Here is a 25909-nt window from a genome sequence, read left to right on the forward strand (position 1 = left end):
ATANCCATNCCGTANCCCGCGTGACACCGCCGTATCCCGCATGACACTAAGATTTACCGGCCAGGCCAGGACACGCCCGACACGGCATACCGGAGTTGACACTTCCTTGCAGGATGCGCCATTATTGAAGAAATTTCAACAAGAGTGCGTTGACCCTTTCCGGCTGCTCTTCATGCGGTAGGTGGCCGGCATTTTCTATGGAGACGAAGCGGGCGTTTGGAAGCCTTGCCTCAAGATTCTGGCCAAATTTTATTGGTATGTAACGATCATCCTTGCCCCAGATCACAAGAGTCTCGTTGTGTACCTTTTCGAGATGCCGGTCGACTTCGCTCCAGTTCAAATTACGTTGCAGGATGTACTGAGCTTTGAGGTTGCGAGAATAAGTGATAGGAATATATATCTGGCGAATCTCCGCGTCAGATACGGCCGATGGGTTGCTGAAGAGATTTTCGTGTATATCCTTCCTGACGTTGCCAAAAGAAAAGAAGTGTACGAGCAACTCGCCTACCAGCGGATACGACAGGTACTTCCAGGAGCTCCCGTCGTGAGCCGCGATCTCCGCCGTCCCCGTAGCATCAATGAGCACTATCCTGCCGACCTCATCAGGGTAAACCTCGGCAAAATAAAGCGCCCAACCGCCACCCCATGAACTCCCAATAAAATCAGCCTGGACAATTCCTTGCTTTGCCAAAAAATCTTTCAGGAGCGTCGCGAATCCGGCCAAGGTGAGCGTAGCAGGATCCTGGTAGGTGGTGAAACCATGCCCGGGCATATCCAGGGCATACACAGTATGCTCCCGGGCAAGTTCATCGATGTTCTTCCGGAAAGAATACAGCCAGGTGCCACCGCCATGCAGGAGAATGACAGGTCTACCAGCGCCTTGCTTCAGATAGTGGAGCCGTGTATCACCTATGTCCATGTATCGAGTTGTACGTTCCTTCAGAAACGAGGGCGTCTCCTTGAGATTCCGCCCAGGCTCGACGCCGTAGGCAAAAAAGCTAACAGCTAGGAAGCCTAGCAAGAACAGGCTAATAATAGAAAGCATATATATCCTGGCTACAGCACAACTCATTCTTGGACTCCAACTAAAGTGCTAAGCCTGCTAGCTTGAAAAGTCCTGATTCCACACCAAGAAATCTATCCTTAATCTTCTTGCAGAATAGAACACCCTCGCCCACCGTAACACGGTCGGGAACATACTCTTCAGCTCCACCAAGCCCTATAGTGCCAAGGCGCGAGGAATCTCCCGGAAAAATGCCTGAACCGCCTCGGCGTGTCCGGCGGTGAGGCGTCCTCGGTTCTGTAGGATCGGCTTGCTGGATGGTGACCATCCAGCCTTGGCGGCTGGCCGGCAGACGAGGATGTAGCCGGGATGGTTACCGTCCCCGTCCCGTGCCACCGCCCTACCCACCGGTCGGTATGGGACGGGGACGGCGCGTCAGGAACTCCAGGAGGGAGAACTGCCGTGGCGTCGGCTCGACCGGTGACTCACCCCGCCAGGCCCGGTGCGACGCGGGTCGAGCCGGAGGTCGCCAGCCGCCAGGACGACCGGGCGTTCCCCACCACCACGGCGCAGCAGCGCCCGCAGTCGCGCCACCAGACTCCGGTCGTCATCCGCCACCAGGATGCGCATGTGCGGAACAGGGCCACCCTGCCGCTGAGCGCCAGCCGAATCCCTGCTGAATCTTCGCTCTGAAGGACGGGGCCCTGCGCGCTACGTTTCCCGGTCACGGGCCTCGAGTCGGTCCGCGGGAAGAAGAGCACGAGGAGGATCATGCGGCACGAACACCGGACCCCGGTCGACGTTCTTGCGCTACTGATACGGGACGGCCGCCTGCTCCTGACGAAACGCGCGGGAGGCATCTACGGAAGCGGCTGCTGGGCGCTGCCCAGCGGACGGATCGAGCCCGCCGAGGACGTCGTGACCGCGGTGATCCGGGAGCTCGACGAGGAGCTCGGTATCGGGGTCGAACCCGAGGATGTCGCTTTCGCGGGTATCACGCATGCCCTTCCGCCGGACAGCGACGCTCGTATCGGTTTCGGCTTCCTGGTGTCGCGGTGGAGCGGCGAGCCCACCAATCGGGAGCCAGCCACCTGCTCCGCCCTCGCCTGGCACCCACCGGACGATCTGCCGGCCGACACCCTGGCGTACAGCAGGGAGATCATCCGTCTGCATCTGCGGGCGGAACCGTTCTCCCGGTTCGGCTGGCCGCCGAGTCGGGGAGCGGGCGCACGATCGCGGCAGGCTTTCTCGGCTATCCGGTCCCGCGACCGGTCCACGGGTCCCCCGCCAGACCGAGCTGGCTGATCCAGGTCTGGTAACAGCGGCGGTCGGCGAGCCGGGNCCAGTCGCCGCCCCACCGCTCCATGGCCGTACGGACACCGCACCCGCAGAATGCGCATGGCGGCGACGTGGATGCAACATGCAACAAAACCTTCACGGTTGTCGACCGATAGCAATGGAGATGCTACTTTCAGTTCACACCTTGAGCGTGAGGGGAGNGGGTGACGATCATCGCCATCGCGCCGCATCGAACGCCCGTACGTACCGCCGTCGCGATGATCAGCATCCTCGCTCTCACCACCGTCCTGATCGGCGTCGGCCTGGCCGGATCCGCCGTGGCCGGCGCCTGCCCGACGGCCGGGTCCAGCGACGTGGGGAAGACGGGGAAGATCAGGAAAACCGAGAAAACCTGTCCCGATGGGGACGATGCGCCGCCGTTCGGCTTTCTCGATCTCGCCGACGCATCCCCCGCCGGCATCCGCGTCGCCGGCTGGACCATCGACCCGGGGGACCTCNCCCNCCCCCTGGCCGTAACGATCATTCTGGACGACGTCGCCACCGCCAGTGTCGTCGCCGACCGCTCCCGTCCCGACGTCGCCCGGGCCCACCCGGGCGCCGGCCCCGACCACGGCTTCGACACCACCGTGGCCGCCGCACCCGGCACCCACACCGTCTGCACCGCCGCGGTGAACATCGGCCCGCTCGGCTCCTTCCACCGGCGGAGCCTCGGCTGCGCCACCGCGACCGTGGACGCGCCCGCCGTCGACCACACGCCCCTCGGCTACCTCGACCTCGCGACGCCCAACCCGTGGATCACCGCCGGCTGGAGCAGCGTCCGCGTCGCCGGCTGGACCTACGNCCCCGACGNCCCCGCCGACCCCCTCATCGTCACGGTCACTCTCGACGCCACCACCGCCACCACCGCCACCGCGGACACCTCCCGACCGGACGTCGCCCGCTTCTACCCCGACGCCGGCCCCGACCACGGCTTCGAGACCACCGTCATCACGAGCGCCGTCCCGCACACGGTGTGCGCCTACGCCACGAACGCCGGGCCCGACGGCCCCATCCGGCATCAGCTCGGCTGCGCCACCGTCTCCTGGCTCCCCTGACCGCTGCTGGCCCCTGACCGCTGCTGGCCCCTCTGNCCACCGCCGGCCGCGATGCGCAGGTCCCGCCCGGCGGTCGTCTCACTCGGTAGTCGTCTCACTCGGCGTCTGGAGCGGCGGCCGGAGCGAAGACCGTGGCGAGCGCGGGCAGCGCTCCGGGCACGAGTCGGTAGTAGGCCCACACGCCACGCTTCTCCCGGCTGATCAGGCCGGCGGCGACAAGAACCTTCAGGTGGTGGCTGACGGTCGGCTGGGTCAGCCCGAGCGGCTCGGTCAGTTCGCAGACGCACGCCTCACCACCCTCCCGCACATAGATCATCGACAGCAGCCGCAGCCGGGCGGGAACGGCGATCGCTTTGAGCACACCGACGAGACGTTCGGCGTCCTCCGCGGACAGCGGGGTGCGAGCCAACGGCGTGCAGCAGGACGCGACGGTGCCCGCGAGCCCGCTCGGTGCGTCACTCTCGTCACCGTGATCACCGTGATCACGCGCGGTCAGGGGCACCAGGGTCGATGCGAGCGTCGTCGTCATGCACACCAGCATGCCCCACGGGACCGCACCCGGGCCCGTCCAGCCATCCTGGCGGCCCATAAAACTTGACAGGATTACATAGCGCTGTTTATCTCTACATGTTCGTGTGATGGAAGCCGGTGTGATTCCGGCATGGTCGCGCCACTGTGATCGGCCCGTCCGTCCTGGACGGTCTCGGAAGTCAGACCCATTGCCCGAACCCGTCCTACCCGTGGAACGCGTGATTCCAGTGGAGGTTCTCCTCATGGCGCNCCCCGCCGTCNCCCCCGCNCCGCTCGCCCAGCCGGCCCTGCCGGCCCTGCCGGCCCTGCCGATGCGTGAGCTGGTGCCCTTCCTGCTCTTCGGCGGGCTGCTGGCGCTGCTCGGGCTGTACTTCGTCGGCGCCGAGCAGGGCGCGCTGTCAATCTTCGGCGGGAACTACGTCCACGAGTTCGTGCACGACGCCCGCCNCCTGCTCGGCTTCCCCTGCCACTAACGCCTCCTCCCGATCTGTTCCAGCGAGGAGACGCTGTGGCACGAACACTGTTGATCCGTGGCATGCTCGTCGGTCTGGTCGCCGCCGTGCTCGCCTTCATCGTCGCGAAGACCCTCGGCGAGAGCCAGATCGGTCACGCGATCACCTTCGAGTCGGCGGGCGAGAGTTCCACTCATGCGCACGAGGCGGTGGGTCTCGCCGCTCACGCGCACGAGGAGTCCGAGCCGGTGTCCCGGACCGTGCAGTCGACGCTCGGTCTGTTCACCGGTCTGCTGCTCTTCTCCGTCGCCATCGGCGGCATGTTCGCCCTGGCGTACGCGTGCGTGCAGGGCCGCCTGGGCACCCTCGGGCCCCGCGGGACGGCCGCCCTGGTCGCCCTCGCCGGGTTCACCGCGGTCTACCTCCTGCCCGATTTGAAGTACCCGGCGAATCCCCCCGCGATCGGCAATCCCGACACGATCGGCCGGCGGACCGTCCTGTACTTCCTCATGATCCTGATCTCGGTGATCGTCGTGGTCGGGACGGGTGTGGCCGCGCGGCGGCTCACCGGCCGGCTCGGCGGCTGGAACGCGACGATCGCCGCCGCCGTCGGCGGGCTGGTGGTCCTGGGCGTCGTCTACGCCGTTCTGCCCCACGTGCACGAGACGCCGGAGGGCTTCCCGGCCGACGTGCTGTGGCGGTTNCGGNTCGCCTCGCTCGCCATCCAGGCGACCGTCTGGGCGGCCATCGGCCTGCTGTTCGGCACGTTGACCGAACGCGCGTTCCGACGTACCGCGGCCCCCACCAGCGCGATCGGTGCGATCGGTGCCGCCGGTGCGGCTGGCCCTGGTTAGTTGCGCGCCGACCGTGGCCCTGCGGGCCGCCCGGTTCCCTATCGACGAGCCTCTCGACGCCGACGGGCTGCACCGAGCCGCCGGCGCCGCCGAGGCGGTAGCGGCTGGCGCGCTTCCCGCGACGGGACGGGTGCTCTGCGACGGATCCGCGCGGGCCTGTCAGACCGCCGCCGCCCTGGGCCTCGGTGCCCGCAAGGGTGACGTCACCATCCCGCGGGCCCCGGGCCTACCCGTCGTCCCCGAGGTGGATCCGGCCCTGCGCGACCTGGACGTCGGGGCCTGGCGGGGGCGCAGCCTGGACGAGATTCCCCCGGACGAGCTGCGCCGGTGGCACAGCGATCCGGCGGTGGCCCCGCCGGGCGGCGAATCCCTACTGAGCTTGCTCAGCCGCGTCGAGAACTGGCTGGTCCGGCGAAGCACCGAACCGAGCCACATCATCGCGGTGACCCATCCGGCGGTCATCCGGGGCGTGCTCGTGGCCGCCCTGCGCTGCCCGGTCGAGATGTTCTGGCGGATCGACGTCGCCCCGTTGACGGCGACCCTCCTGCACCATCGGATCGGCGCGGGCGGTCATGACGGCACGACCGGCACGCAGCCGAAAACGGAGAGTGCCGCGACCGCGACCAGGACCGCGGCCGGAACCGGAACCGGAACCGGAACCGGAACCGACTGGACCTTGACACACGTCTGCCGCCCGCTTTAGCGAGATCCGCCGGGTCCGGCGTCCATCGGCGCCGGCGCGCGGATGGGAAAGCTCATGGTCGCCCAGGGGCTCGGGGTGACCGTTCTGCCCGACTACAGCATCGTGGGCGACCCGCCCGAACGCAGCGGCGTCATCACCCACCGCTCGCTTGGAGGTCGAGTGAAAATCGCATCNGAATCGTCAGGTTCGACCGGTTTCCCGGCCCGGNCACGAGGCTGCCGCGGCCCCTTGACGCGCGGCACCGTCCGGATGGAATCATGGCCGTGGGTCCGAACCCCCAGGTGGCCCCAGGTGGCTAGATGACCCCGGGTGAGAGGCGGTCGGGTGGGTAAGCACGCGAAACCGGTAGCCTGCCCGACCTGCAACGGCAGCGGGAAGATCACCGTGACCAGCGACGGCAAGAACGAGACCGTCTCCTGCGGCGTGTGCAAGGGCTCAGGGAAGGCGTGAGCGTCCGCCGGGTGAACCGCGAGGATTTCATCCCGGATGAGATCTGGGTCCGGGACGAGGACGGGTTCTTCCTGGTCCCGCTCCGGCGCCAGGATGATCCACAGCGGTGGTCGGAGCTGTGCCGCGGCGACGACGGGATCACGACGCAGGTCGACGACGGGACGGGCAGGTACGACGGTAGGGGCGTCATACCGACCAGTTCCAGCAGCGCGCCGTGGGTCATGGCCCGGATGCTCGACCTCCTCGATGTGCGGGACGGGATGAACGTCCTCGAGATCGGTACCGGGACCGGCTATAACGCGGCGCTGCTCGCCGAGCGGACCCCGACCGGCCAGGTCACCACCATCGAGATCGATCCGGGAATCGCGGGGCACGCCCGCGCGGTCCTCGCCAGAATCGGCCGTCCGGTGACGGTGGTCGTCGGGGACGGCGCGGCGGGGNTTCCCGATCGGGCTCCCTACGACCGGATCATCGCCACGGCGTCGGTGGTTACCGTTCCCTACCCCTGGATCACGCAGACCCGGCCGGGCGGGCGGATCGTGCTGCCGTTCACGAGCGAGTTCGGTGGGGCGCTGCTGTCATTGACCGTCGCGGACGGCACCGCCTCGGGCCATTTTCATGATGATGCGGGTTTCATGCGGCTGCGCGGCCAACGGGCCGACAGACCCGTCTGGTGGCTCGGCGAGGACGACGCCGNCGTCAGAACAACCTGCCGGTATCTGGATGAGCCCTTCGCGGACGCCGCGGCCGGATTCGCGGTCGGCCTGTGGCTGCCCGGCTGCACCACCGGGCAGATCGAGGAAGGCGGCCCGGCGAGAACACTTCTGCTGTCCCACGCGGCGTCACATTCGTGGGCGTCACTGACCGCCGGGTCGGACGGGCAGTCGGACGGGCACGAGGTCACCCAGTATGGGCCACGACGGTTGTGGGACGAACTCGAAATGGCCTACGACTGGTGGGTGAACGCAGGGCGGCCGTCCTGCGCCCGCTTCGGGCTCACCGTCACCCCCGACGGTCAGACATCCTGGCTGGACTACCCGGAGCGGGTCATCCCGGCCTCGTGACCCCCGCGGACGAACTGGCGCGACGGCGAACTGGCGCGACGGCGAACTGGCGCGACGGCGAACTGGCGCGACGGCGAACTGGCGCGACGGCGAACTGGCGCGACGGCGAACTGGCGCGACGGCGAATCGCCGAGGGTTGGTAACGGTCTCCGGTCTTGAAACCGCGCCTAACCCTCGGCAACTCTCTGTCATCAAACAGTCGACGTCATCAAACGGTCGACGTCGCCGACCATCGGTGCATCCGCGGGGTCAGCACCTCGGATCCCTGGATCCCGGATCCTGGGATCCAGGGCCCCGGGCGATCGGCGGCCCTTCACCGCTGCGGCACTACCGCGGCAGGCCGAGCCACCGGGCCCGCCGGCCGGCGGGCGGCGGTTGCTCGTCGGCAGGACCCGCGCCGACCGCGACCATGGGTGCGGGCACCCGCACCGGTGCGTCCCACCGGCGACGCGAGCCGGTCCCGATGACCGCCGTCGGCAACGCGTCCATCGGGTCGACGAACCGGCCGGTCGACTCCTCGAGCACCCAGATGCGCGCGTCGGCGATGTCGAAGTACAGGCCGACGAGTTCCAGCGTGCCGCGTGCCAGGGCACGGCGCACGGCCGGATGCGCGCGCAGGTTCTCCAACTGCTGCGCCACGTTGGCGCGGCCCAGCCTTTCCACCGGGGGCAGATCCTCCGTGCCGGCGGGGGGCGTCCGCTCAAGCGAGGCGGCGGCGTGCGACAGCCAGCCCGCCAGGGCCGAGTCGGGTGCGCCGTCGAGCGTGCCGGACAGCAACGCCTGCATGGCGCCACAGCCGGAGTGGCCGCACACCACGAGCGAGGGCACCCGCAGGACGTCGACGGCGTAGTCCAGCGCGGCGGTCACCGACAGGTCACCACTGCGCCGCAAGGGCGCGTCCGGGTCGGATCCGGCGGGGTCGNCCACCGGGACGATGTTCCCGACATTACGGATCGTGAACAGGTCGCCGGGACCGCTGCTGGTGATGATGTTGGGAACAATGCGGGAGTCGGCGCAGGTGAGGAACAGGGCGCCGGGCTGCTGTCCCCCGGCGAGCGCGTCGAAGGTGCCCCGCAGGAGCGGGGCGGCCCGCCGGTGGAACTCGTTCACCCCGAACAGCATCGTGCTGACGTGGTCGAATGTCCGGTCGGGGGAGGCCTGCGCCGGCACCGACGCCGCCGGGTCCGGGCCCTGGACTGGGTGGATCGCCGGCGGAGTGACGCCGGCGGGCTGGGAATCCGAAGACCGCGATCCCGACGAAGGGGAATCAGACGAAGGGGAATCAGACGATGACGAGGCGAGTTCCAGTTCCTGCCACTGCGACCAGGGCGCGAACCAGCGCGGGAGGTGCGGGACGACGGTGCGGCGCCGTTGCTCCGCGACCTCGGCCGGCCGGCGGAACCAGACCTGGCCGATCTCGTCGACGCTCACCGTCCCGCCGGACGCCTCGTGGTTCGCGCACCAGCCACGCAGATGCTCATAGGCGGCGTGATCAAGGTAGTCGACGATGAGTTCGATCGAGACGGGGGCACCGGCGGGGATACGGCCCAGGATCCGCGCGAGGCGGGGCAGGGACAGGAAGCTCAGCGTCCCCTCGACCTCCACCTGCCAGAGCTCGCCGGTGCGGACCAGCCGGACACTCGACCACAGCACCCGGCGCAGGACCAGGGCGAGCGCGGTGAGCAGACCCAGGGCGACGCCCTGCAGGAGGTCGAGGGCGACGACACCGACGATTGTCACCAGGTAGACGGGCAGCTCCCCGTGCCGGCGGACGTGGCGCAGATGCGCGACGTTGACCAGCCGCGCACCGACGACGACGAGCAGGCCGGCGAGGGCGGACAGCGGGACCCACTCCACCATGCGGCCCAGGAACACGGCGAACAGCAGCACCCAGACGCCGTGCAGGACGGCAGACTTCCGGGTACGCCCGCCGGAGGCGACGTTGGTGGAGCTGCGCACGATCACCCCGGTGATCGGCAACCCGCCGGCCAGGCCCGAGACGAGGTTCGCCGAGCCCTGCCCGAGCAGCTCGCGGTCGAGGTCGACGCGCGGCCCCCGCCAGCCTCGGGTGGTGGCAAGCTGGTCCACCGCGACGGCCGAGAGCAGGGACTCGACGCTGGCGACGATGGCCACGGTGACGACGCCCAGCGCGATGCCGGACCAGTCGCCGTGTGGGAGGCCCGGCAGGGCGACCGCGTCGAACAGGGACGAGGGCAGGTCGACCCTGGGCAGGTCGAAGCCCGCGACGGCAGCGAGCAGGGTGCCCGTCACGACCGCCGCGAGATAGGCGGGGNTGGNTCGGNCGGCGNTCGGCAGCCTCTTCGGCAACCGGGGCCAGAGCAGGATCGTGGCGATGGTGACGAAGCCGACGAGGGTCGCGAAACCGTGCGGATCGATGATCGCCTCGGGCACTGCCGCGACGTTCTCCCAGGCGTGACTCTCGGCCTGTCCGCCCAGCACCACGTGGAACTGGCCGAGGACGATCGTCAGCCCGATGCCGCCGAGCATCCCGTGGACGATGGCCGGCGAGACGGCCAGGGAGGCGCGGGCGACCCGGCAGAGCCCGAGCAGGATCTGCAGAATCCCGGCCCCTGCGGTGATCAGACAGGTAACGCGCCACCCGTAGGTGTGGACGAGGTCGGCGACGATGACGGTCAGCCCGGCGGCCGGCCCGCTCACCTGCAACGGCGCACCGCCGAGGGCGCCGGCGACGACGCCGCCGATCACCGCGGCGAGGAGACCCGCTGCGACCGGCGCCCCCGAGGCGACGGCGATGCCCAGCGACAGGGGCAACGCCACGACGAACACGACCAGGGAGGCCTGGAGATCGGGGCGCAGGGGGTTGTGGTCACCCCGGGTCCGGCGCACGTTCTTGGCGGTGGACCCGGACATGGGCGGCGAATGGCTGTGCCGGGACGGTGACGGCGGGGAAACCGAAGCGGNCATGGCATCCTCCTCGAGTTCGATGCGGCGGGACGGGNGTCTCGTCGGAGATCGGCCCCGAAGTGTGACCATTGGCGACGGTTTGCCGGCGCCCGTCGGACACCGCGGTCCGACCACATCCGACGCCCACCCTGGACCCGCAGAAACGGAAAGTGACTAATGATGCACAGATCTCAACGTGCGAGTCCACAGTCGAGTTTCCCTCTGTGACAGACGCCCCATTTATGCGTGACGCTGGACACCTTCTGTGGCATCTGCTCCTGGGCTCGGACCAGCGGCGCGACGGCGGCCCCGGGTCGCGGCCGGACGGGCGGGCATCACGTTCGGGCGGGCATCACGTTCGGGCGGGCATCACGTTCGGGCTCGATGCCCGGCGGCGGCACGATCGTGCCTGGAATCCGCATGGAAGAGGTGCACCGTGAGCACGGACAGCTTCGACGCGGTGATCGTCGGGGCCGGTCCAAACGGGCTGACCGCCGCCCTGACGCTGGCCGAGGCCGGCTGGCGGGTACTCGTCCGGGAGGCCGCGGGCACTCCCGGTGGTGGGCTGCGAACAGAAGAGCTGACGCTGTCCGGCTTCCGGCACGACGTGTGCGCAACCGTCCTGCCGCTCGCGCTCGCCTCCCCCGCACTGCGCGCCTTCGGCACAGGCCCGACGTCCTCCGCGAACCCGGCGTCCTACGCGGACCCGGCGTCCTTCGCGAACCCGACCCCCACCGCAGGCCCGACCCCGACCGAGGGGCTTCGGTGGGCGCATCCGCCGGTGCCGCTCGCCCACCCGCTCGACGACGGCCCGGCGGCGCTGCTGCGCCGCGACCTCGACGCCACCGCGGCGGGCCTCGCCGACCGGGACGGCGTCGATTCCGGCTGGCGCCGGCTGGCGTCCGACGGCTCGCGGCTGGCCGAGGGCGTGCTGGCACCGTTCGACCTGCCGCCCGCCGCGCCCCTGACCCTCGCCCGGTTCGGCGTGCGCGGGCTGTGGTCCGCGACCGCGCTCGCCCGCGCCGCGCTGCGCGGTGAGGCGGCGCGAGCGCTGTTCGCCGGGCTCGCCGCCCATTCCATGATCGATTTACATCGCCCGGTCACCGCAGGCTACGGGCTGTTCCTCGGGGTGCTCGCGCACCAGGTCGGCTGGCCGGTAGCCGTCGGTGGATCATCATCACTGGCGGAGGCCCTGGTCGCCCGGCTGCGCGAACTCGGCGGCGAACTGGTCACCGGCGCCCCGGTGACCAGCCTGTCGGAACTGCCGCCCGCGCGGGCCGTGCTGCTCGATCTCACCCCTCGCCAGGTGCTCGCGGTCGCCGACGCCGCGCTGCCCGGCCGCTACCGCGCCGCGCTCGGCCGATACCGGTACGGACCGGGAGTTTTCAAGATTGACTGGGCGCTCGACGGACCGGTGCCCTGGCGCGATCCGGCGGTCGCCGGGGCGGCGACCGTGCACCTGGGCGGCACGCTCGCCGAGATCGCCGCGGCCGAGCGGGCCGTCGCCCGCGGCCACCATCCAGACCGGCCGTTCGTACTGTTCGTTCAGGCGTGCGCCGCCGACCCGAGCCGCGCCCCGGCCGGCCGGCACACCGGGTGGGCCTACTGCCATGTCCCACTGGGCTCCAGCGTCGACATGACCGACGCGCTCGAGTCCCAGGTCGAACGCTTCGCCCCCGGATTCCGCGACCGGGTGCTCGCCCGCCACGTGATGGGACCGACGGCGCTGGAGGCGCACAACGCCAACGAGATCGGCGGCGACATCGGCGGTGGCACCGCCGACCTGCGCCAGTTGGTCGCCCGGCCGGTGCTCTCGCCACGCCCCTGGGCGACGCCGCTGCCCGGCGTCTACCTGTGTTCCGCCGCCACCCCTCCCGGCGCCGGGGTACACGGCATGGCCGGGCTGCACGCGGCGACCCTCGCCCTCAGCCGGGAGCGGCGAGCGGCCTGGCCCGTAGGTCGGCCGGGATGAGATCGTCGCCGACCCTGATCTCGCCGTAGGCGAGACACGCCGGGAAATGCGCGACATGCCGCCGCCTACGGACCTTGTATCCCGCCTGGAGACACTCCGGCGGTAACCGCCCGGGCGCCACGCCGACCATGAATCACCGCCTTTTCATGACCGTCCCTCCATGATGGGGGTCGGCCGCCGGCCCGCAGGCGGCCCGCATCACCGTTGGGTGACCGCAGACCAACCGATAGGTGAGCTCCCCCCGCCGCACCCGCCTGGCCAGACGGGAATGATATCGTTCAGCCGGATCTTTTCATCGCCGCGGAAATCGGGGAAATGTTATGCCGCTGGCAGGCTACGGCGTCTTGAAAGGCCGGCTACTCGACCGGCGCAGGGAGGGCGGGCACGACAGCCCGCACTACCAGATACACGTCGAGGGTGGTGGCTCTTTCCGAGTCGCCGTAAACGTTCTGTCCGCCCAGCCCCCGTCCGAACTGCTGTACATCGCGGTCGAGGAGTTCCACCATCCGATCCTCGACCGCCTCGTTGACCTGCCCGACGGGTTCACCCCCCTGAAGTCCAGGCCCGGCGGTCTCGCCCTGGACTTCGTCCGGGGCAACCTGTTCGATCGCACCGGGCTGCACGCGCTCCCCCCCGACCGCCCCGGCCCGGACAACGACCTCGCCGACCGCCTCGACCACCACGTCCAGCGTGCGACCGCCGATCCGACCAGCCACATTTACGCCTTCGGCCAGCGATGGGGGCCCGAGCCCACGAAACCAGACAAGATCTTTGGCTTCGTACCCGGCAACGGCGTGCATGACGNCCACATGAACCAGGGCAACAGCGGTCGCTTCATCGCCGACGACGGCAGCTGGCAGGACGGTGCCCTGCTCTTCCACTTCCCCACCGCGGGCCGCTGGACAGCACTGTTCCTGGCCTTCCAGAGCCAGGCCTGGCACACCGACGACACGACCGGCCACACCCTGCGCGCCGTTCCATCGGCCGGACCGGGCGGCCAACCAGCCCCCGGGGAACCCGACCGGCGCCTGCGCATCGTCGCCGCCCTGGTCAACCCCATCGGACCGGCACCGGAAGCCGAGTCCGTCACCCTGCTCAACACCACCCCAGGGCCCGTCGACCTCACCGGTTGGACGATCATCGACAGCGGTCGGCACCGTTTCCCCCTTCCGCCCACCAACCTGCCAGCCGGGGACACCGTGCGGATCCCGCTCGCACCCCCGGTCGGGCTGGGCAACCGGGGCGGCATCATCACCCTGCTTGATCAGGACGGTCTGAAAGTCGACGGCGTCGCCTACACCGCCACCGACGCATCCCGCGAAGGACACACCATCATCTTCTGACCTCGGATCACCTTTCGGCCCCGGATCACCTTTCGGCCCCGGATCACCTTTCGGCCCCGGATCACCTCCGCCTCGGATGGGTCTTCTCCACCGCGGGAACCCGCGCTTCGATGATGCTCCGGGCGGGACCCCGGTGGACCGGGTAGGCGAGCCGCAGCAGGTGGTGGCCACCTTCGACACCTACAGCGAGGCCGAGAGGGCCGTCGACCAACTTTCCGACCTTGGTTTCCCGGTGGAGAAGACCGCCATCGTCGGCCGCGGCCTGCGCACGGTCGAGCAGGTCACAGGTCGGCTGACCTGGACCTCCGCCGCCGGCCTGCCGGCTCCCAGGCTCACTGCCGGCACGGCCTGCCGGCGCCCAGGCTCATTCCTGGGCCTGGGCTACCGGCAGAAGCCCGGCCCTGCGCCGCTCGGTGTAGCGGACGAACGCAAAGGCGTCCCGAGCCGCCTCGATGCCGTCGTCCGCGAGCCGACCGGCGAACCGCTCCCGGATGGCCGTCTCGACCGCGATGATCGAAACGATTCCGGTCAACGCGGCAAAGCCACCGAGCAGAGCCGTGTTCGGTAGCGGATGCCCCAGCTCACGCTGGGCGATCTCGCTGGCGGGCATGCTGATCGTCCGCTCGGGCCGGTACCGGGTGAGCCTGGGCAGCCCGAAATCGTCAAGGTCGCGTGCCGAGTCGAGCAGGATGAACCCATCCGCCCCGAGTCCATGGAACACGTCGGAGACGTGCAGCAGCGCCGCGTCCCGGACGATGACCGCATCCGGGAACACGACCGGTTCCCACCCGGGCAATGGATCGTCGTCGATCCGGCAGCAGGCGACCGTAGGGTGGCCGATGTGTTCCGGCCCGCCGGCCATGGATGCCTGTCCGTAGCGACCCTCCGTAACTGCCGCGATGGTCAACAGCTCGGCGATGGTCAGCACGCCCTGACCGCCGAACCCGTGAATTCGTACCGCGAACATGACGGACCTCGTCTCTCCCGACCAGGCTGCTTCTCAATGCTGCTTCGCGACGCCCCGTCAGCTGCCAGGGTCCTCTCCGCGGCCCGACAGCGCGGTGAGTAGCCGGCGGCGGGGGCGACCAGTGGATCGCGGGCCAGGATCGCCATCGTGCGGTCGTCCCCGTCGACCCCGTGCGCATGGATGGCGAGCTGCGCGAAAAGGCGGTCAAGCAACGTGTCAGGCGAGTCGGTTCCGATCCGGCCGGCGGACAGGGATTCCGTCCCGAACTGTGTGCCGTGCGCGTCGCGCGCCTCGCTGATGCCGTCGGTGTACAGCAGTAGGCGGTCTCCGACGTCCATGGTCAGCGATCGGGACGACCAGATCTCGCTTCCGGCGAAAAGGTCAGACAGGATGGGCCCGGTCGGACCGAGCGACCGTGGCTCGCGGGCGCAGCTGCCGCCGCCAGCCGCGGACCCGGGCAGGTGCAGGGCGGGCGGATGCCCGGCGTTGACGTAGACCACCTGGCCTGACCGGGCATCGACGACGGCGAGAAAAGCGGTAGCAAACATTTCCCCGATATCGCCGGGTCCAGCGATATCGTTCATCGTGCGATGCATGGTCGCCTCGGGCTCCTCACCCGCGAGCAGGTGCCNGCGCATCGCCTCCCGAAACCGTCGCGCGAACCTCGCGGCCTGCTCGCCGTGTCCGGCCGCGTCGCCGACGCAGATGGCGAGCCGGCCGGCGCCGATATCGACCACCTCCACCCAGTCTCCGCTCGAACCGGGAGTCGCGGGATGCGACCGCCAGAATACCCCCAGACGATGGGCGTTCTCTCTCACGCCCCCGATCACACAGGCCGCGAGATCGGTCTCGTCCCAGGATTCTGCAGCCGGAAAGTTGCACACGGACGACCTCCAGAACGGCGCCTCGCGGGGAGAACTCAGTGGCCCTCGACATCTCAGACCCGTGCTCAGTCCTGCACCAATAACAGGTCATTCATTCGACTTCGGTCATCCGCCGAACATCAATATTGACGATCAGATCGGCCCAGCACGCATACTGGCCGACCGCACGCTCCTGCCGGGTCACCCGCAGGACTCGTGCCGGACGCTCGGGACCGGCCTTGACGACCGTCTCCTCGATGAGATGACCATCCGCTGTCATCCATTTCATGTGTCACCGCCTTCCTTGGCGTCGACGCGAGGCCATGGGACCTGATGACACAACCTGACAACCTGGCGGAATCAGCGACGACGGATCATTGTTCAGTCGTTCACGCGAACCCGACGGGTCAGCCGAACCGAGGGTCAGCGGTCCCGGCCGAACAGCGTGGCCGTGTCCTCGATCGGGTTCCCCTGCCGGTCGTAGACGGCGACGCCCAACGACCTCAGTGTCGACGCGCTGCACCGCAGGTGATGGGCGCACAACAGCACCTCGACCTCATGGGAACGCGTGTCACCGGGGACAAATATCGCCTGCGCCACCGGTTCGGAGGGGCAGCAGCAGGACCGACTGCCCGGTTCGATCGCCCGGTACGGTCGGTGCGTGCCCGCAGCCGCTGTGCCGTTCTCCGCGGCTGACGCCGGAGCTGGCATCGAGCGGGACAGGCGAAGGGCGGGGAGATTCACGGGAAGGTTCATGAGTCAACCATCCCGCGGCTGCCGCCTGGTCACATGGGCCGATCGTCCCCCCTCAGCGGACCAACGGTCTCCCCGCGCAGGGGCGCGGCCCAGTGTCACAGGGGCGCAGCCCAGTGCAGGTGGGTGCCCCCGCCTGCCGGTGTGGTGAGGGTGAAAGATCCGCCGAGCTGCTCGGCCCGGGTCCGGAGGTTGTCCAACCCGCTGCGCCGGCCGCCGGGACCTATGCCGACACCGTCGTCGATCACGTCGACGACCACCGACTCGCCGGCCACGCCGATACGGAGCTCGACGGTCCCGGCCTGCGAATGCCGCGCCGCATTGGTCAACGACTCCCGGGCGACAGCGATCACCTGGTCGGCGAGATCGTCACCGATCACGGTTTCGAGCGGTCCGGAGTAGCGGACGGTCGGCGTGAAGCCGAGGGCCGGACGCACGTCCTCGGCGATCCGGTCGATCGCGGCGTGCAGTCGGCTTCGCTTGGACGCGCCGCTGGCACGCAGCTCGAAGATCGACCGCCGAATGTCCTTGATCGTAACATCAAGGTCCTCGACGTACTGGTTGATGCGCTCGGCGTTCGATGGACGTTCGTACTGGGCGATGTCCTGCAAGCCGAGCGCAACGGCGAACATCCGCTGGATGACGTGGTCATGCAGGTCACGGGCGATGCGACCACGGTCGGCCAGGACCACCAACCGCTCCCGGTCGGCCTTGACCCGCGCCAGTTCCAGAGTGATCGCGACGTTGCCCGCGAAGCTCGCGGCACTGNCGAGATCGGTGTCGCTGAAGGGACGCTTCCCCCGGTTTCGACCGACAAGCAGCACTCCGGACACGTGGTCGGTGCCGGCGACCATCGGGAGGACGATCAGGGGGCCGGTGGCGGCGTCCCGTTCCTCGGGGAGGGCGTCAAGCTGCGCGTCCTCCACGCGCAACGGCTGCTGCTCGGCCATCACCCGACCGGTGAGGGTGCCGTCGAGAGGTATCCGCTGACCGGCGCCGGAAACGGTGTCCGCTCCGACGGTGACGGCGACGGCGACCCGCGCGCTGCCGGCCTCCTCGTCGCGCAGGACGATGGAGACGAACTCCGCGTCGGCGACCGTGCGGACGCGTTCCGCAACAGACTCGAGGGCGCCGTCGGCATCGGCCATGATCTGGCGGGTCACGTCGGCGGACGCGCTCATCCACCGGTGCCGCTGCTGGGTGTCGTGGAACAGCCGGGCGTTCTCGATCGCGACACCGGCGCTGGCGGCCAAGGCGAGCGCGAGTTCCTCGTCCTCGGCGGTAAAGGCCGTGCCGCCGCGTTTCTCGGTCAGATAGAGGTTGCCGAACACCTCGCCGCGCACGGTGATAGGTACGNCGAGGAAGGTCCTCATCGGCGGATGGCCGGGGGGGAAGCCATACGCACTCGGGTCACGGGAGATGTCGTCGAGGCGACGCGGCCGAGGATCATCGATCAGTAGACCGAGCACCCCGTGGCCGGTGGGCAGATGACCGATTCGGTCGACGTCCCGCGGGTCCATGCCGGCGTGGACGAACTCCTCCAGGGTGCGGTCCGGCGCGACGACGCCCAGCGCCCCGTACCGGGCGTCCAGCAGCTCGCACGCCGCCTCCACGATGTGCCTGAGCAGCACCGGCAGCCGCAGGTCCGTGGCGATGGCCCGACTCGCCGCCAGCAGCCCGCGCAACCGGCTCTGCGTGGCCAGCACATCCTGGGCCCGGTCAACCAGCTGCGTCAGCAGTTCATCGAGTTCGAGCCGCGCGACGAGCGGGAAAGTCAGGTTCTCGCTCGTCGGTGAGCCCGTCGAAGAGACCGACGAAGAGACCGACGAAGGGTCCGTTCCCGCCCGCTTCTGGCTGGCTGCGGACCCAGTTTCCATGCCCACGCCCGAACAGTACTAGAACCGGTTCGGTTGCCGCGGACGCATTGGCGATCCCCATCAGCTGTCGATGCGTTACCCGCGCTCGGCGGTGGCCGCTCCCGGGCCATCCGGTCTTCCCCGAAACACCCAGAGCACCCGAAACACCCAGAGCACCCGAAACACCCAGAGCACCCAGAGCACTGCGGAACATCGCTTCGCGTGCCGATCAGGCCGCGGCGCGGCGGGCGTTGTGCAGCGACTCGGCGATGNCCACCGCCGTATCGATGATCTTGGCTTCCGGCCAGGGTTCGATCCGGGAGACGGTGTCGGCGAGACGGCCAAGGCCGACGGACCCTGTGGCGCTGGTTGCCGCGGTGGTTGCCGGGGAACGCCGGTCGGTACGGGTTGCCGCGAGATCGGGCGGGGCCGTGCAGCGCAGTTGCACCAGGTCCGCGAAGGCACGGCGAGCGACATCGGCCGCTTGCGCGCGCTGGCTGNGCCGGTTCCACGGTGCGTCGACCACGACGGACTCGCCGCGGCGCAGCGCTGTGCCGGCCTGGCGCAGCAGTTCCTGGTGGACCGCGTCGACGTCGTCGGCCGGTACCCATCCCCCCGCATCTGCCCANCCCCCCGCCGCGAGATCGTGACGGTTGGCCGAGGCCGCCAGGTCCGCCGCGGCGTCGTCGAAGCGGAGCACGGTCCACCGCTCCGTGCCGGCGAGCCCGCCGGCGAGCGTGGACTTCCCGGTGCCGCGCTGGCCGCCGACCAGCACGAGTCGGACCCGGCCCCAGCGCAACCGGGCCAGTGCCAGGTCAGCGAAGGCCCGCGCCTCCGCCGCCGCGTTCTCGCCGGCCGCGACACGCTGGCACGCCGCCTGGCAGCGCCCCAGCGCGGCCAGCGCCCAGTAGAAATCCTCGAGCGACCGAGGATGGGTCTCACCAGCCATCTCACGGTAGTGATCGAGGAAGAGCCGGGCGAGATCGCGGCGTCCGAGCCACTCGAGGTCGGCTGCCAGGGCGCAGGCGTCCGCGAGGACGTCGGCCGCCCGCAGCCCGGGTTCGAACTCCAGGCAGTCGAGCACCCTGGGCCCGTCGTCGAGGCAGAAGATGTCCGCGGCGGACAGATCGCCGTGCCCGTCGCGGATCCGCCCGGCCTCGCGCCGCTCCCGCAGGAGCTCGTCGCGGCCGTCGAGGTACCGCACGGCGAGACGGTTCACATGGTCGAGGATGCTGGCGCTCACCGCCGCGCCATGGTCACGCTGTACCCGGGCGAAGCAGGCGTCCCACCGCCCACGCAGACGGTCCAGGCCACCTGCCTCGGCGATCCGGGACGAGGTCTCACACCGGGCGTGGAAGTCGACCAGCACCCGGGTGAGGGCGTGGATCTCCGCCCTGACCTCGGTGCCACCTTCGGCAAGCGTCGACAGCCGGCGCGCCTCGGGTAGTCGCCGCATCACGACCATGTGGTCGCAGGGCTCCCCGTCCGGTCCGATGACATCGGCGACGCCGAGGTAGACGTCGGGCGCGAGGCGACGATTGAGTCTCACCTCGGCCTCGCAGGCGGCCAACCGCGCCTGCCTGCCGCGGAAATCCACGGCACCGAGGTCGACCGGCTTCTTGACCTTGAAGACACGATCTCCAAGGAAGACGAGCACGGACCGCGCCGTCTCGACGACCCTGGCAGGAGGCCCCGACGCCACCGTCGGCGCCACCGCTGGCGCCGAGGCCGAGGCGCCTCGCTCCGCCGGGAGCGGGTTCACCGTGGTCTCCAGACTCATGGCACGAGCCTGCCCGCGTCCCGGCGGCCGCGGCAGCATGCTCGGGTCGTGCATGGAGGGAACGAAGGTCCATCCTACCTGGGACCAACGTCCCCACCGTCCCCCGCCTCCGACGCGCCGCCGACGCGCCGCCGCGGTGGCTGGCAGACACCCGTCGACGCCGGGCCAAGGACCGGTCNAAGGGCCGAAGGTCCCGAACCCGGCATCCATTTCACAGCGTGGCGGCTCCGAGGACGGCACCGTATCCTCCTCCGCATGAAGACGATCCGGGTATTCATTCTCGACGACCACGAAATCGTGCGTAACGGTCTACGGCAGACCCTCGATCGCCACGACGACATCGAGGTGGTCGGCGAGGCCGGACTCGCCGCCGAGGCGATCCGCAGAATCCCGGCGCTCCTGCCCAACGTGGCCGTCCTCGATGGCCGGCTCCCCGACGGAAGCGGCATCGACGTGTGCCGCGACATCCGCTCCGCCCATCCAGACGTCGCCTGCCTCATTCTCACGTCCTATGACGACGACGAGGCCCTGTTCTCCGCCATCATGGCCGGTGCCGCCGGCTACGTCCTGAAGGAGATCCGCGGCAACGACCTGGTGAGCGCCATCCGCACCGTGGCCGCCGGCGGGTCGCTGCTCTCGCCATCGGTCACCCGCCGCGTCCTCGACAGAATGCGCCAAGGGCCCAGGGAAGACCCGACGCTGGCCTCCCTCAGCGCCCGGGAACGCGAAATCCTCCAGCACATCGCCGAAGGTCTCACCAACCGGCAGATAGGTACCCGGATACACCTCTCCGAGAAGACCGTGAAGAACTACGTCTCCAGCATCCTCGAAAAACTCGGCATGACCAGCCGGACCCAGGCCGCCGTCTACGCCCTGAAGAAGACGAGTGAGGACTGAACACCCACACCCGACCATCGACACACCCGACCATCGACACACCGGAGCATCGCTGTGCCTGAACCGGGTCGAAGGACCCACCCTGGTGGGAGCCAGGTCCCGGATCCAAGCACCGCGGGTCGGATGTCGCATACGCGGGCGAAGGGCACGCTCATCGCTGTCGGCAGGACGCCGACGAGGAGGTAGCGATGAGGAAAGCGGAGGAAAGCGACCTCACCGCCGAGGCCCGAGGCGCCACCGAATAGGATCATGCCGTGCCGACAGCACGAACACGCCCCGAGGTTCTGCTCGACGATCTGGTCGACCTCTTTCTGGCCGAGGGATTCCGCACTTTCACGCTCGCGCAGCTCGCCGCGCGGCTGCGCTGTTCCAAGACGACGTTGTATGCCCTCGGGCAGTCCAAGGAGCAGCTTACGGTCAACGCGGTGAGGCACTACTTCCGCCGGGCCACCGCGCAGGTCGAGACCGAGACCGCCGAAGCCGCGTCCTCGGCCGACCGGCTCGTGGCCTACCTGGCGGCGATCGGTCGCGCGCTGCGTCCGGCATCGCCCGCGTTCAGGCTCGACCTCGCCGCGCACCACGTCGCCCGGGAGGTGTATGAGCACAACATCGCCGCGGCCGCCGCGCGTGTCCGTCAGCTCATCGGCGACGGCGTCGCTGCGGGAGAATTCCGCGATGTTCACGCGGCGTTCATCGCCGACACGATCGCCGCGACGATGGAGCGCATCCAGACCGGTCGCGTCCTTGCCGCCACCGGCTTACACGACGCCGATGCCTACGAGGAGCTTGCCTCGCTTGTGCTCGACGGCATTCGCAGCGTCACCGCAGCCGGAACCTAGCCGTCGCCGACACGCCCTAGCCGTCGCCGAAACGCGGAGCCGGTTGCGGATGGCGGACACCGTCCAGCTCACGGAACACGCCACGGGCGACGTTGTGCTCGTCGGCGGCCGCCTCGGCCAGTGACAGGACCGGCGCCACGCAGCACTCGGTGTCCCTGAAGAGGACGTGCCACTCGTCGCGCGGACGCTTGGCGAAGGTCTCGGTGAGCCTCGCCCGTATCGCGGGCCACCGAGCCCGATCCAGGTGGTCGCCGTGGAATGCCGGATCGTCTTCGAGGCCAAGCCGCTGGACCAGCGCACGAAAGAACTTCCGCTCCAACGCGCCGACCGCGACATACCCGCCGTCCTGACAGACGTAGGTGTCATAGAACGGGGCGCCGCCGTCCAGCAGGTTGACACCCCTGTCGTCCCGCCATGACCCCTCCGCCAGGAACCCGTGCACCATGCCCGTCAACAGCGCCGCGCCGTCGACTATCGAGGCGNNNACGACCTGACCGCGGCCGGTGCGTCGCGCGTGGAACACGCCCGCCAGTACCCCGAAGGCGAGCAGCATGCCGCCCCCGCCGAAGTCACCGAGCATGTTGACCGGCGGCACGGGCCGCTCCCCCGCACGGCCGATGGCGTGCAGCGCGCCGCTGACGGCCAGGTACGTGATGTCGTGGCCGGCGGTGTGGGCGTATGGCCCGTTCTGCCCCCACCCCGTCATCCGACCGTAGACCAGCCGCGGGTTGCGGGCCAGGCACTCGCGCGGCCCCAGGCCCAGCCGTTCGGCCACGCCGGGCCGAAAGCCCTCGAGGAACACGTCCGCGTCGGCTACCAGGTCGAGCGCCTGGGCGACCTGGCCGGCGTCCTTGAGGTCGAGCGTCACGGTGCGCCGGCCGCGGTCGAGGACCGGCGACCGCCCCCACGCGTCGGCCGGCCCGCCCGGCCGCTCGACTCTCAGCACGTCCGCGCCAAGGTCGGCGAGCATCATGCCGCAGAACGGCGCAGGCCCGATCGCGGCGAGCTCCACCACGCGGAGTCCGTCCAGCGGCATCATCAAGCCTCCAGGGTGACAGCGTCGCCCTGGCCGCCGCCCGAGCAGAGTGCCGCGCAGCCGAGGCCGCCACCGAGCTTGCCGGTGGGCGTGCGGGCGGCGCCGAGGGTAACGGTTCTGGGCATGCGGCGATAGTACCGTGGCGGTAGTACCGCGTAGAGTACCTCGGTACTCTACGCGGTACTTAACTAAGTATCCTGTCGGAGGGTGGCGAAGCGTCACCGATCAGCAACGGCCTCGCCACGCAGGGTGGCGACCACGCCGGCCCGGCCGGGATCACTCCGCTATGGGCACCGCGACGGGTAGGGGATCTGCGGGGCGTGCCGCTCCCACTCGGCCTCGCTCATCACGGCTGTCGGATCGGTGCAGGCACGTTTGGCGATATGGGCCGGGTCGATGTCCCACAACCGGGCGGTGTTGTCGTCGCCGGAGGTGGCGGCCAGTGTGCCGTCCGGGCTGAACTGGACGCGCCGCACCGTCGCCGTGTGTCCGAGCAGGCCGCCGACCGGGCGGGGATTGCGCGGGTCGGAGATGTCCCACAGCCGGGCGGCCTTCCGCGCGGTCGTGCCCATCAGGTGCAGGTCGACGCGGAAGGCAACGCTACTCACCCAGTCCGATCGGTCGGTGAAGGTGTATAGCATTTTCGGTTCCGTCGGCGTGGCGATGTCCCATAGCCGGGCGGACCGGTCCGCCGACGTCGATCCGAGGATCCTGCCGTCGGGCCGGAAGGCGAGCCCGAGCACCGCGTTCTCGTGCCCGTTGAGGATCGCGAGCGGCGTGGGCCGGGTCGGGGTCGACACGTCCCAGAGCCGGATGGTCCGGTCGTGGCTGCCGGTCGCGAGCATTCTCCCGTCCGGGCTGAACGCCACGGTGTTGACCCAGTCGGTGTGTCCCACGAGGGTGGCCGCCAGCCGCGGCTGGTGGGGATCGGTGATGTCCCACAACTTGGCGGTGTTGTCGGTGCCGGCGGTAGCCATGGTCTTTCCGCCGACCGCGAAGGCGACGCTGTTGTTGACGTCCCGCAGCACCGCCAGCGACCTGGGCCGCTCGGGCACGGAGATGTCCCAGAGCCGGACAATGTGGTCGTCGGTGGACGTCGACAGCAGCCGCCCGTCCGCGCTGAAGCCGCCCTGCAGGAAGGTGCCGCTGTCCCCCGGGATGACCGCGAGCGGTCTGGTGGCCATGGGGTTGCTGATGTCCCAGAGCCGGACGGTGCTGTCGTCGCTTCCCGTCACCAGCATTCTGCCGTTGGGGCTGAACCGTACTCCGATCACCCGCTCGGTGTGGCCAACCAGCGTATTGATCTCTACCCCGCCGAAGTTCTCAATCAGGCTGCGCTGGGCCTCCTCGGTGGGCTCGACGCGGTAGGCCGCCAGCGCAAGTTGGCGGGCCAGCTGCGGTTGTGTCGTGCTAGCCGCCGCCGCCTCGCTCGCCAGCCGGCGCGACACCTCGATGCTCTCGGGGACCGAAGCGGGGTCCTTGTGGGTGACGAACATGAGGGTGGCCGTCACCGCTACCGCGACGGCGCAGAGACTGGCCACCAGCGACACCACCGTGCGCCGCTGCCACCGGCCGCGCCGCTGCCGCTGCTGCTGCTTCGGCTCGCCACCCTCGGGGTAGCCGCGGCCGGGTGCCGGACGGTCCAGTGGCGACAGGTCCAGTGGTGACAGGATGTCGTCGCTCGGCGGTGGCATCGCCGGGTTGGCGGAACCCACGGAACCCACGGAACCCACGGAGTCGGACGGTGTCCGCGAGGCTCCGGCGTCCATGCGCGCCGGCGGCTTGACCGGCGGATCCGTGACCACGGTGACGGCGGTTGGGCCAGCTTCGCCTCGCACCGCCTCGTCAACGTTGGACAGGCCGAGGAGGGACTGGTNGAGATCGCTGGCGGTCGGCCGGTCCGCCGGCTCCTTGGACATCGTTTTCGCCACGATCGAACGGAGTCCGTCGGGCAGGCCGTCGATCTTGGGCGCCTCGTGCACCGCTCGATACAGCAGGACCGGGGTCGTCGCCTTGCCGAACGGGCCGATCCCGGTGCCCGCGAACGTCNCCNCCCCGCCCCAGGCGAAGATGTCCGCGGCCGCCGTGACCAGCGCGCCGCGCGCCTGTTCGGGAGCCATGAAAGCGGGGGTGCCGATCAGGCCGGTGGAGGTCGTCAGCGAGGTCGTGGAATCCATCGCGCGCGCGATGCCGAAGTCGATGACCCGCGGACCGAGCCGCGACAGCAGGACGTTCGACGGCTTCAGGTCACGGTGGATCATTCCCGCGGCGTGGATGGCGGTGAGCGCCGCCGCGACCGAGATGGCGAGGCGTTCGAGGTCGGCCTCCGCCATGGGACCGTTGGCGGCGATCGCGTCCGCGAGCGTGGGACCGTCGATGAACTCCGTCACCAGGTACGGGCGATCGGCCTCGACGTCGACCTCAAGCACCTCCGCGGTGCAGAATCTGGCGACCCGCTGGGCGACTTCGGCCTCACGACGGAACCTGGCCAGGAACTCGGGCTGCCGCGCGAGGTCGGTACGGACCACCTTGACGGCCACGGGCCGCCCGTCCCGGCTCCTGCCGAGGTAGACGATTCCCATCCCGCCTTGGCCCAGCCTCGCCACGAGCTGGTACGTCCCGACAGTCACGGGGTCACTGTCGAGCAGCGGTGTCGCGCGGGAGTTTGCCACGTCCCACGGAACTGACCCGTCAGGCGTCGTCACGGCAACCGTCGCCGCGCGGTCTGCGAACCCACGGCCGCCCCCTCCCGCCGGAACCTGACCTTCACGCGCACTCATTGCGCACCGCGGCGCCGCACGCATGAGTGCCTACCGNCTCCGTTAGCAGCCGTGGTTCTGACAACCGGCTCACGACGGAATTTGTGCCTGGATTCTAGAGGTGCCTGAAGGCGCGTTCACGGCGCGGCCCACCCCCGAGAGCCCGACGTAGCGCATCGTAATTGCGCGACAACTTCCCGTTGGCGGTATCAGTCGCGGTAGCCCTGGCGACGCCGGGGCCACCGGGTCGCAACGGCCCACATGGGCTACCATCAGCATTGATCAAAGGGTACCGGGGCTATCGCTCGTAACGGTCGCTCGTAACGGTCCCCATAAGACCCCATAGACTACCATCAACCTTGATCACAGGGTACCGGGGGGACCGTGGAGGTCGATCTTGGCGAGGAGTTCCTTGCCGCCGAGCTGGGCGAACAAAGGANAGACTCTTCCGCCGCGGCCTCGGTGATGC

At 69.4% G+C, this 25909-nt stretch carries 22 protein-coding genes and 3 pseudogenes; 12 read left to right on the forward strand and 13 right to left on the reverse strand.

Annotated features, from left to right (window positions below; translation table 11 throughout):
- Window positions 1–121: 121 nt before the first annotated feature.
- The gene (locus CED_RS22830; protein ID WP_023841938.1) at window positions 122–1045 is read right to left on the reverse strand and encodes an alpha/beta fold hydrolase; all 924 of its coding nucleotides are present in this window, start codon (window positions 1043–1045) and stop codon (window positions 122–124) included.
- Between the two features lie 382 nt (window positions 1046–1427).
- A pseudogene (locus CED_RS23805) lies at window positions 1428–1600 on the reverse strand (response regulator transcription factor); the annotation flags it as partial.
- Between the two features lie 174 nt (window positions 1601–1774).
- Here CED_RS23805 and CED_RS15730 point away from each other — a divergent pair.
- Window positions 1775–2308, forward strand: coding sequence for an NUDIX domain-containing protein (locus tag CED_RS15730; RefSeq protein ID WP_011437622.1), 534 nt, complete (start codon window positions 1775–1777; stop codon window positions 2306–2308).
- A gap of 1182 nt (window positions 2309–3490) precedes the next feature.
- On the opposite strand, the gene CED_RS15740 is transcribed toward CED_RS15730, so the two are convergent.
- Window positions 3491–3925, reverse strand: a complete 435-nt coding sequence (locus CED_RS15740) for a helix-turn-helix transcriptional regulator (protein WP_035911886.1) — start codon at window positions 3923–3925, stop codon at window positions 3491–3493.
- Window positions 3926–4169: 244 nt separating this feature from the next.
- On the opposite strand from CED_RS15740, the gene CED_RS15745 reads away from it, so the two are divergent.
- The 6 genes and pseudogenes from CED_RS15745 (at window position 4170) to CED_RS15760 (ending at window position 7450) form a co-directional block, all read left to right on the forward strand.
- Window positions 4170–4400, forward strand: coding sequence for a CbtB-domain containing protein (locus tag CED_RS15745; RefSeq protein WP_035911888.1), 231 nt, complete (start codon window positions 4170–4172; stop codon window positions 4398–4400).
- A gap of 35 nt (window positions 4401–4435) precedes the next feature.
- Window positions 4436–5233 carry a CbtA family protein gene (locus tag CED_RS15750; RefSeq protein ID WP_084680827.1) on the forward strand — a complete coding sequence of 266 codons (798 nt, stop codon included), beginning with the start codon at window positions 4436–4438 and terminating at the stop codon, window positions 5231–5233.
- Entirely contained in the window at window positions 5205–5936 is a 732-nt protein-coding gene (locus CED_RS15755) for a histidine phosphatase family protein (RefSeq protein ID WP_035911850.1), read from the forward strand. Before CED_RS15750 ends, CED_RS15755 begins: the two co-directional genes overlap by 29 nt.
- Before the next feature lie 33 nt (window positions 5937–5969).
- A pseudogene (locus CED_RS26295) lies at window positions 5970–6092 on the forward strand (LysR family transcriptional regulator); the annotation flags it as partial.
- A gap of 168 nt (window positions 6093–6260) precedes the next feature.
- Window positions 6261–6386, forward strand: a complete 126-nt coding sequence (locus CED_RS25795; protein ID WP_023842045.1) for a hypothetical protein — start codon at window positions 6261–6263, stop codon at window positions 6384–6386.
- Complete coding sequence (locus CED_RS15760) at window positions 6383–7450, forward strand: methyltransferase domain-containing protein (protein ID WP_035911853.1); 1068 nt, start codon at window positions 6383–6385, stop codon at window positions 7448–7450. Before CED_RS25795 ends, CED_RS15760 begins: the two co-directional genes overlap by 4 nt.
- 327 nt (window positions 7451–7777) lie before the next feature.
- Here CED_RS15760 and CED_RS15765 read toward each other — a convergent pair whose 3' ends face one another.
- On the reverse strand, window positions 7778–10396 hold the full coding sequence (locus CED_RS15765; RefSeq protein WP_035911857.1) for a bifunctional SulP family inorganic anion transporter/carbonic anhydrase: 2619 nt from the start codon (window positions 10394–10396) through the stop codon (window positions 7778–7780).
- Window positions 10397–10811: 415 nt separating this feature from the next.
- On the opposite strand from CED_RS15765, the gene CED_RS15770 reads away from it, so the two are divergent.
- From CED_RS15770 to CED_RS26300, 3 genes and pseudogenes are all read left to right on the forward strand, one after another.
- Entirely contained in the window at window positions 10812–12347 is a 1536-nt protein-coding gene (locus tag CED_RS15770) for an NAD(P)/FAD-dependent oxidoreductase (RefSeq protein WP_035911860.1), read from the forward strand.
- A 320-nt stretch (window positions 12348–12667) separates the two neighbouring features.
- The gene (locus CED_RS15775; RefSeq protein WP_035911863.1) at window positions 12668–13690 is read left to right on the forward strand and encodes a DUF2278 family protein; all 1023 of its coding nucleotides are present in this window, start codon (window positions 12668–12670) and stop codon (window positions 13688–13690) included.
- Window positions 13691–13766: 76 nt separating this feature from the next.
- A pseudogene (locus tag CED_RS26300) lies at window positions 13767–13991 on the forward strand (general stress protein); the annotation flags it as partial.
- Window positions 13992–14054: 63 nt separating this feature from the next.
- Here the strand turns inward: CED_RS26300 and CED_RS15780 are convergent.
- From CED_RS15780 to CED_RS15800, 6 genes are all read right to left on the reverse strand, one after another.
- The gene (locus CED_RS15780) at window positions 14055–14657 is read right to left on the reverse strand and encodes a 2-oxoacid:acceptor oxidoreductase family protein (protein ID WP_011437633.1); all 603 of its coding nucleotides are present in this window, start codon (window positions 14655–14657) and stop codon (window positions 14055–14057) included.
- Window positions 14612–15400, reverse strand: a complete 789-nt coding sequence (locus CED_RS15785; protein WP_235187104.1) for a PP2C family protein-serine/threonine phosphatase — start codon at window positions 15398–15400, stop codon at window positions 14612–14614. The genes CED_RS15780 and CED_RS15785 overlap by 46 nt, the downstream gene beginning before the upstream one ends.
- 232 nt (window positions 15401–15632) lie before the next feature.
- Window positions 15633–15809 carry a hypothetical protein gene (locus CED_RS24375; protein WP_023842049.1) on the reverse strand — a complete coding sequence of 59 codons (177 nt, stop codon included), beginning with the start codon at window positions 15807–15809 and terminating at the stop codon, window positions 15633–15635.
- A gap of 134 nt (window positions 15810–15943) precedes the next feature.
- Window positions 15944–16276 (reverse strand): hypothetical protein, encoded by a 333-nt coding sequence (locus tag CED_RS15790; protein WP_011437635.1) that lies wholly within the window; start codon window positions 16274–16276, stop codon window positions 15944–15946.
- Window positions 16277–16371: 95 nt separating this feature from the next.
- Entirely contained in the window at window positions 16372–18150 is a 1779-nt protein-coding gene (locus CED_RS15795; protein WP_035911868.1) for a GAF domain-containing protein, read from the reverse strand.
- Between the two features lie 208 nt (window positions 18151–18358).
- Complete coding sequence (locus tag CED_RS15800; RefSeq protein WP_035911891.1) at window positions 18359–19909, reverse strand: AAA family ATPase; 1551 nt, start codon at window positions 19907–19909, stop codon at window positions 18359–18361.
- Window positions 19910–20164: 255 nt separating this feature from the next.
- On the opposite strand from CED_RS15800, the gene CED_RS15805 reads away from it, so the two are divergent.
- Complete coding sequence (locus CED_RS15805) at window positions 20165–20806, forward strand: response regulator transcription factor (RefSeq protein WP_011437638.1); 642 nt, start codon at window positions 20165–20167, stop codon at window positions 20804–20806.
- Between the two features lie 254 nt (window positions 20807–21060).
- Entirely contained in the window at window positions 21061–21645 is a 585-nt protein-coding gene (locus CED_RS15810) for a TetR/AcrR family transcriptional regulator (RefSeq protein ID WP_011437639.1), read from the forward strand.
- Window positions 21646–21661: 16 nt separating this feature from the next.
- Here CED_RS15810 and CED_RS15815 read toward each other — a convergent pair whose 3' ends face one another.
- The 3 genes from CED_RS15815 to CED_RS15820 form a co-directional block, all read right to left on the reverse strand.
- Window positions 21662–22684, reverse strand: coding sequence for a CaiB/BaiF CoA-transferase family protein (locus tag CED_RS15815; protein ID WP_035911872.1), 1023 nt, complete (start codon window positions 22682–22684; stop codon window positions 21662–21664).
- Window positions 22684–22806 carry a hypothetical protein gene (locus CED_RS25800; RefSeq protein ID WP_255353884.1) on the reverse strand — a complete coding sequence of 41 codons (123 nt, stop codon included), beginning with the start codon at window positions 22804–22806 and terminating at the stop codon, window positions 22684–22686. The genes CED_RS15815 and CED_RS25800 overlap by 1 nt, the downstream gene beginning before the upstream one ends.
- Window positions 22807–22965: 159 nt before the next feature.
- Window positions 22966–25311, reverse strand: coding sequence for a WD40 repeat domain-containing serine/threonine protein kinase (locus CED_RS15820; RefSeq protein ID WP_235187105.1), 2346 nt, complete (start codon window positions 25309–25311; stop codon window positions 22966–22968).
- Between the last annotated feature and the right edge of the window lie 598 nt (window positions 25312–25909).

Origin of the sequence: Frankia sp. CeD (genome assembly GCF_000732115.1) — a bacterium.
GTDB lineage: Bacteria > Actinomycetota > Actinomycetes > Frankiales > Frankiaceae > Frankia > Frankia casuarinae.